General features: G+C 60.8%; 8 protein-coding genes. 3 read left to right on the forward strand and 5 right to left on the reverse strand.

Annotated features, from left to right (window positions below; genetic code table 11):
* From ACRXB1_RS25665 to ACRXB1_RS25685, 5 genes are all read right to left on the reverse strand, one after another.
* Window positions 1-260, reverse strand: a 260-nt coding sequence (locus ACRXB1_RS25665; RefSeq protein ID WP_449493638.1) for an MmgE/PrpD family protein, incomplete at its 3' end; no start/stop codon positions are given.
* A 46-nt stretch (window positions 261-306) separates the two neighbouring features.
* The gene (locus ACRXB1_RS25670) at window positions 307-1,671 is read right to left on the reverse strand and encodes a short-chain fatty acid transporter (RefSeq protein ID WP_062169898.1); all 1,365 of its coding nucleotides are present in this window, start codon (window positions 1,669-1,671) and stop codon (window positions 307-309) included.
* Between the two features lie 59 nt (window positions 1,672-1,730).
* The gene (locus ACRXB1_RS25675) at window positions 1,731-2,627 is read right to left on the reverse strand and encodes an amidohydrolase family protein (protein ID WP_449493639.1); all 897 of its coding nucleotides are present in this window, start codon (window positions 2,625-2,627) and stop codon (window positions 1,731-1,733) included.
* A 61-nt stretch (window positions 2,628-2,688) separates the two neighbouring features.
* A complete protein-coding gene (locus ACRXB1_RS25680; protein ID WP_075357754.1) occupies window positions 2,689-3,906 on the reverse strand; it encodes a CaiB/BaiF CoA transferase family protein in 1,218 nt (405 codons plus the stop codon).
* Window positions 3,907-3,943: 37 nt separating this feature from the next.
* Window positions 3,944-4,816 (reverse strand): HpcH/HpaI aldolase/citrate lyase family protein, encoded by an 873-nt coding sequence (locus tag ACRXB1_RS25685; RefSeq protein WP_449493640.1) that lies wholly within the window; start codon window positions 4,814-4,816, stop codon window positions 3,944-3,946.
* A 104-nt stretch (window positions 4,817-4,920) separates the two neighbouring features.
* Between ACRXB1_RS25685 and ACRXB1_RS25690 the strand changes: the two genes are divergently transcribed.
* From ACRXB1_RS25690 to ACRXB1_RS25700, 3 genes are all read left to right on the forward strand, one after another.
* Window positions 4,921-5,802 carry a LysR family transcriptional regulator gene (locus ACRXB1_RS25690; RefSeq protein WP_449493641.1) on the forward strand — a complete coding sequence of 294 codons (882 nt, stop codon included), beginning with the start codon at window positions 4,921-4,923 and terminating at the stop codon, window positions 5,800-5,802.
* Between the two features lie 120 nt (window positions 5,803-5,922).
* Window positions 5,923-6,516 (forward strand): chemotaxis protein CheB, encoded by a 594-nt coding sequence (locus ACRXB1_RS25695; protein ID WP_449493642.1) that lies wholly within the window; start codon window positions 5,923-5,925, stop codon window positions 6,514-6,516.
* A 283-nt stretch (window positions 6,517-6,799) separates the two neighbouring features.
* The gene (locus ACRXB1_RS25700) at window positions 6,800-7,411 is read left to right on the forward strand and encodes a hypothetical protein (RefSeq protein ID WP_449493643.1); all 612 of its coding nucleotides are present in this window, start codon (window positions 6,800-6,802) and stop codon (window positions 7,409-7,411) included.
* Window positions 7,412-7,468: the final 57 nt, after the last annotated feature.

Raw genomic sequence — 7,468 nt, forward strand, 5'->3', positions numbered from 1 at the left:
TCGAGGGCGACCTTGCGCGCGATTGTCACCGGCCCTTCGCCTAGCGCCGCAACGCCGCATCCGAGCGCGTCGGCCAGGTGTGTCCTGACAGCTTCGATGGTCTGTTCATCGAGGTCCTCGTAGCGCAGTGCTGCCGTGTAAGCAGCGAGCTGCTCCGCAATCGAGGTGGCGGCCGGCGCACCAGCGGCAAACGACGATTGCAGCGCGGTGCCACTGACCGCAAACGCGCCAAGCGATTTGATGAAATGACGGCGATGCATGCATCGTCTCCTGTTATTTGTTATGACCGCACAGTGCGGTGTTGCACTACACCAGCAGCAGTAAAGCAGCGCCGTACACCAGTGCGCCCACCACAAACGTCACCGCGGTATAGCCGAGCACACGCTGCACGCCGATGCCGGCCATCGCGACCACCGGCGCAGCCCAGAATGGCTGTAACATGTTCGACACTTGTTCGCCCATGGCGACGGCCATTGTTGTTGCCGGCACCGACGCATGCAGCGCGATGGCTGCAGGCACGACGAACGGTCCTTGCACAGCCCAGTGACCGCCGCCGCTTGGAATGAAGAACGTGACGATCAACGAGCACACATAGCTCCAGAACGGAAGCGTGTGTGCATTCGAAATCGCGATGAAGAAATGCGAAATCACGTCGGGCAATCCGGTCGCGTCCATCATTCCCATGATCCCGCCGTAAAGCGGGTACTGGAGCATCATGGAGCCGGTCTGCTTTGCAGCGTTCTTCACGGCATCGGCGTATGCGAGCGGATATCCATGCAGGATCACGCCGCCTATGAACATGACGAAGATCACGCCGTTCACGCCTGAAAACGGCAGGTTCTCGATGCGCGCCAACACGAAAAACGCGATGCCCGCCACACCGATGAATGCGCTGCCGATCCAGGAATATTCGATCCAGCGCGCGAAGCTGAGCGGGCCGGCCGGTCGTTCCCGCTTCGGCGCGTCAGGATGCTTCGTCATGTCGAGCACCACCGAATCCTCGGCGGATGGCTTGAGCCACGCAAACACAAATGGCATTGCGACCAGCATGATGATCGTCGGCACGAGGTTGAAGCGCGTGAACACGGTGCTGCTCAATGGCAGCACTTGTCCGGTCAGCTTCTGCACGACGTTCATCGAACTGCCGGCCGTGGACTGCGCGAGCGCGATCGAGCCTGACATGCCCGTTGCCCAAACGACCCAGCCCGAAAAACCCGCTGCAACGATCCATGCAAAGTCGACACGCATGCGCTTCGCGACTTCGCGCGCCAGCAATGCGCTGATGACGAGCCCCAGGCCCCAGTTGCAGAACGATGCGACCGCGACGAGCAAAAACGTAAGCGCCGCCGCCTGGACCGGCGTGCGCGCGACCGAGACCAGCGCCTTGAACATGCGCTGAACGAGCGGCGCGTGCGCAAACGCGTGTCCTGTCACGAGCACCAGCGTGATCTGGAACGCGAACGTCAGGATGTCGAAGAAGCCCTTGTACCAACCCCCGATCAGGTGCGAGGCCGACGCACGCGGCCCGAATGCCGCCGACAATACCGCGACCGCGGCGGTAATCAGGATCGCGAGGACAAACGGGTCGGGGATGATCCGTTCGAAGAGCCTGACCGTCGCTTCGGTGAAACGCGTCTTGCGCTCGATGGGTGTTGCGGCAGCAGGTTTCATCGTTTATCTCTTGATTTTTTGTAGGTCGCGCGTTCTTTGGGCGCTGGGAAATGGAAGACTCAGGATTTTGATACCGGATCCTCTTGATTCGGAAAGTCATACAGCGCGGCTGCGTTGTCCACCAGGATGCGGTCGCTGACCGCAGTATCCTCGGTCCATGTATCGAGCAGATCGAGCAGCCGCGTGTCATCGGGCTTGTGTGACTCTGTCACGTGCGGCCAGTCGCTGCCCCAGACGACGCGATCGGGCAGCGCGCCAATCCATGCACGTGCGACCGGTGCAGTATCGGCATAGTCATCGGCGAGCCCCACGCGAGAGTCGAGATACGGTCCGGAGAGCTTGACCCAGACGCGACCCGATTCGGCCAGATCACGCACGATATTGAACGCGGGATGTAAAGCACCGTCGGGTAATGGCAGACGCGCGAGATGATCGAACACGATTGCCGACGGCAGGCGTGCAAGCATCGCCCGGTGCTCGACGATCTGCGCAGCGGTCCAGTGCAGTTGCACGTGCCAGCCGAGTTCCGCGACGCGTTGCGCGAGTGGCTCGACCATATCGAAGCGGACGGCGGCATTGGCCGGGGTGTAAAGCGTGAAACGGATACCCCGAACACCGCCATTGTGAAGTTGTTCGAGTTGTGCGTCCGTCACTTCGGGCGTCAGCACGCCGACACCGCGCGTTCGTTCGCGGCCAAGCGCCTGGATTGCATCCAGCGTGACCCGGTTGTCGGAGCCATAATTGCGCGGCGTTACGACTACGGTGCGGGCCGTGCCGGTCTGCCGCTGTACCTCGAGATAATCCGCAGCGCTCGCGCGATCCGGGAAGTTTGCCTGGCTTGCGCCATCCGCGAGGAAGCGGCGGTCATACACGTGCATGTGCGAATCGCACGCGCCTGCAGGGACCCGGCGCCCGGCGGGTTGCGCGTTATCTTTACGCGACTGCGAGTTCATCATCGTCTCCGTTTTATATGTCGGGCGTGCCGCCCTGTCACTGACACCGCGCTGCACTCTCTCCCTACAGCACCGCGCGTTTCGCACGCAGCGCCGCGATTTCGTCATCGCTCAGACCTGCGTCGCGCAGCACCGCATCCGAATGCTGGCCGAATGCAGGAGCGGCTTGCGGCGTGTGCGCTGTCGCGTCTCCTGCTTTATCGCCGAAACGGATCGGATGCTGAAAGCCGCGGTAACGTCCGACGCCGGGATAGTCGTAGGTGGCCACCATGTCCTCCGCAAGCACCTGCGGATCGTCGAACATGTCTTCGATGGTGCGCGCGGCCGAGCACGGCACCGCGTCGCCGAACAGCGCTTCCCATTCCAGTGCGCTACGCGCTGTCAGCGCCTGGTGCAATTTCGGTACGATTTCATCACGATGCATCGCGCGCTTGCGCACCGAGTCGTAGCGTTCGTTTTCTGCAAGTGCGCTGAGCCCGGTTTTCTCACACAGTGCCTGCCAGAAGTGTGGCGTGTTCGCCGAGATATACAGGTAGCCTTCGCGAGTCGGATGGATGCCTGTGATGCCGCCCGAACGCATATCGCGGCCAACGTCTTTCGGTTCGCTGTCGGCCCAGATCATCCGCGCTGATTGCATCGTGAGCGCGCTGCGCAGCAGCGATACACCAACGTACTGCCCCTCGCCGGTACGCTCGCGCTCGAAAAGCGCGGAAGACACGCCCGCCGCGACGAGCGCCGCAGCGTAGTAGTCAACCACCGAGCCGTAAAGGATTTCCGGCGGCCCTTCGCTCGGGCCTTGCAGTGCACACATTCCGCTCATCGTTTGCAGGACCTGGTCATAGCCGGCCTTGTCCTTCTTCGGGCCGGTCTCGCCATAGCCGGTGACTGCGCAATAGATCAGCCGCGGATTGATCTGGCGAAGCTGTTCGAATGCAATGCCGAGACGCGGCGGCACGTTGGGGCGGAAGTTGTGCACCAGCACATCGGCGGTTTTGACGAGTTGCATCAGCACGTTGAGTGCCTCTGCTTGCTTCAGGTCAAGGACCAGACCGCGCTTGCCACGGTTCACACCCAGGAAGGCGCGACTTTCGGCTTCGAGGGTGGACGGATATTTGCGCAGATTGTCGCCAGCAGGCGGTTCGATCTTGACGACATCGGCGCCCTGGTCCGCGAGCAGTGTGCATCCGTACGGACCTGCAATGTAAGCGCTCAAGTCGAGCACGCGAATTCCCGATAGCGGGCCTGTCGTGCCGGTCGTGGCTGCGTGAGGCGAATGTTCCATGTGTGGCTCCATCGGTTCCCGGTTCGACGTGGCGGATTCAGTGATCATTCAGCAGGCCAAGGAGTTCAGCATCACGGACCAGTGCGCGCGCGCGTTCGAAGAACGGCGGATCGATCATCTTTCCATTTACCACGTACGCACCGACGCCGCGTGCTTCGGCGTCGCGTGCCGCGTCGAGGACGCGCAACGCATGGGCGATCTCCTCGTCGGAAGGACGGAAGATTTCGTTGGCGAGCGCAATCTGGCTTGGATGGATGCAGCTCTTGCCGAGAAAACCCATCGACCGGGCGAGTTGTGCTTCGGCACGGAAACCCTCCTGGTCCTTGATGTCGGCGAACGCGGAATCGTAGGCGAACACATTCGCTTCGCCGGCCGCAATGCGCAAGCCGAACATGGCCTGCTGAATGGCAACTGCTTCGCGACGCGCAATACCGAGCGGCTCGAACAGATCGCCCAAGCCTAGTTGCAACCCCGCGACGCGCGGGTGCGCAGCGGCGAGCTGGGCGGCGTGGCGTAATCCTTTGGGTGTTTCAATGTTAAGCAGCAGCCTGATCGGTGTGGTTACGCCGTTGGCCCCTTCGGCGCGCTCGAGCACATCGGCGGCAGCGCGCACGTCGTCGACCGACTCCGCTTTTGGCAGATTGATCAGATCAAGGCCGCGCTGTGCGATGGCATCGATGTCCGCATTGAAATAAGGGGTGTCGAGCGCGTTTACACGCACTATCAGTACCTTATTGGCGGCAGCGACGAGATCGGAGCGTAGCAATTCGCTCAGCGCAGCCCGTGCTTGCGGCTTGCGTTCGGGCGCAACCGCGTCTTCGAGGTCGAATGAAACTGCATCGGCGGCGCTGGCTAAAGCCTTGCCGAACAACTCGGGTCGCGAGGCTGGCACAAACAGTTTGCTTCTCATGTCTCCGCTCTGATCTATTTGAATTATCACGATCCAGTCTAAGTCCTGAATGAATTTAGATAAACTATCCGAACCTATCTTCAAAAGATGCAGAATCTATCTTTATGGACATCGCTTTTCTCGCGAATTTCTTGTTGGTTGCCGACAGTGGTTCTATCGCGGAAGCAGCGCGCCGGATCGGGATAACACCGGCTGCGGTGGCCCAGCAGGTCCAGTCGCTGGAACGCGCATTCGGGGCCGAACTACTGGTTCGCTCGGGGCGCACGGTCATGCCTACGGAAGCCGGCTATCGCGTGATCCAGCGCGCGCGCAGCCTGGTGCACGACTTTTCGGAGTTGAAGGCGTTCGCGCTCGAAGACGACGCGGCGGGCGAACTGCGGATCGGCACGATTACAACCGCATTGCTGAGCCTGATGCCGGACGTCCTCTCCGCGTTCGCCAGGTCGTATCCGAACGCGAAGGTTTTGATCCGCGCCGGAACGTCGATGGAACTCTACGAAACGCTTCAGCGTGCCGACGTCGATATCGCCGTCTGTCTTCATCCGGGGTTTTCACTACCGAAAGCTTACGACTGGCACCTGCTGCGAGAAGAGCCGATCGTCGTGCTGGCACCAGCGCGTTTTGCCGCCCACGATCCGCACGGACTGCTTAGAAACGAGCCGTTCATCCGCTATGACCGCTCGCTTGGCGGTGGCAAGCAGGCTGACCGGTATCTGCGCGCGGCGAAGATCATACCGCGCGAACTGTTCGAATTGAATTCTTTGATGGCGATTGCAATGATGGTGGATCGCGGACTCGGCGTGTCGCTCGTGCCGGATATCGTGTCACCCCTGACAGTACATCTGGACATCGCGAAACTTGCACTGCCCGTTCACACCGAGCCGCGTCGATTCGGCGTGCTGTGGAACCGGGCGTCGCCGAGGGCACGTTTGATCAAGGGCTTCCTCGCGTGCGCCGACGCCGTCCTCGGAGCCGAGCGCAAGTAGAAGCACATCCCCGCCCGACGAACTGTTTTTTTCTGATGAGCGCAGCGTTATGGTAATTAATCGGAAAGATGCTCCATGTCCGATTTCAAGACTACCTTTTCGCATCCTCTATGATCTGGAATGAACAAAAATCCTTCGCGGTCTTATGTTGCTATCGGCGGTTCCGGCTCTGAAGGCCTGGACAACCTACGTGAATTGATGGAAATCTGGCCTACGGGGCTGGACGTAACCGTGTTGGCGGTGCTTCATCGCCCGAGCGGTCACGTGAGTTACCTCGCCGATATCCTTCGCCGTTCCAGCAGCCTTCCCGTGGAGATTGCGAGCAACGGCCAACTAATGGGGCCGGGCGTTTGTTATCTTGGAACACCCGACGCGATTCTGACATTGGGAAGTCAAGGCGAGGCGCAGCTCATTGACGGTCGCGATGACAAATTACGCAATCGGACTGTGGACGAGTTATACAAATCCGTCGCTCTGCATGCCGGCAATCGAAGCGTTGCAATCCTTCTGTCAGGTGCGCTTGACGACGGCTCCCGGGGTACGGAAGCCGTTCACCACGCCGGTGGCCTGACGTTTGTTCTGGAACCAGGCGCCAAACCCAAAGGCATGCAGCAAAACGCGATTGATTTCGACGGTCCGATCAGCTATGTGGGGTCCTTGCCTGACATCGCCGAGCTGTTGAGGGTGTTGCTCCCCGCATCGAATGGTGGCTAGACGCGGGTCGGCACAGTTGTCGTCTCCAAGATGTAATCGGCGCTCACGTGTGAGATCCTGAACACTCGGCCTGCCCATACTTCACAATCCCGTTGATGGACCGCAACCCAGTGCGGCGGCAATGACCGTGTGGCGGATGACTCTCAAGTCGGCTCCTTTCGTGTGATGCCAGCGGTTCGCCTTATCGATGCAGGCAGTGTGAGCTGTGAAAGTGGGGAAAGAATGCGCACGCAAACCAAAGGTTTTTGTGGCGACCTGGACCACTTTCCAGAAAGGGAATGCCATGAATGACGACGCATACACCACCCGAAATCGGCTCAACGCGGCAGTGTGCTGGCTGGATCGCGTCGACCCGGGTACGCATCGGCGCATCAAGGGGTTGCGGCTCGTGACCGCTTACGGCATTGCGGCGGCGCTCGGGACGCTTCACGACGTTGCGATCGGCTTGCCAGGCAGCGCGTCGCTCGGCTTTCTCGCGGGCAACATTGCGCTCTGGGCAAGCGTGTCCGAAGGCAAGACGACGCGAGCCCAGTCGAGCCGCGATCTAGCACTATTGAGTCTCGCGGCCGCGCTGGGCGCGCTTGTATTCGTGGTCATGTCCCGCCCGTTGGCGCTCGCTGGTCTGGCGGGACCGGAACTGGTTCTTGTGAGCGGCGCGTTCCTCACCGGATATCTGAAGCGGTTCGGGGTGCTGGGCGCGGGCATCGGGTCGCAGGTTTTTATCGGTGAATTGCTCGCTTATGGCGCACGGCTCACCACTGCCGATCTACGCGCCATAAGCGTGGCGGCATTGATCGCGGCGGTCGCGTCGATTGTGCCGCGCGATCCTCACCGGATATCTGAAGCGGTTCGGGGTGCTGGGCGCGGGCATCGGGTCGCAGGTTTTTATCGGTGAATTGCTCGCTTATGGCGCACGGCTCACCACTGCCGATCTACGCGCCATAAGCGTGGC

This window comes from Caballeronia sp. M23-90 (assembly GCF_053574605.1).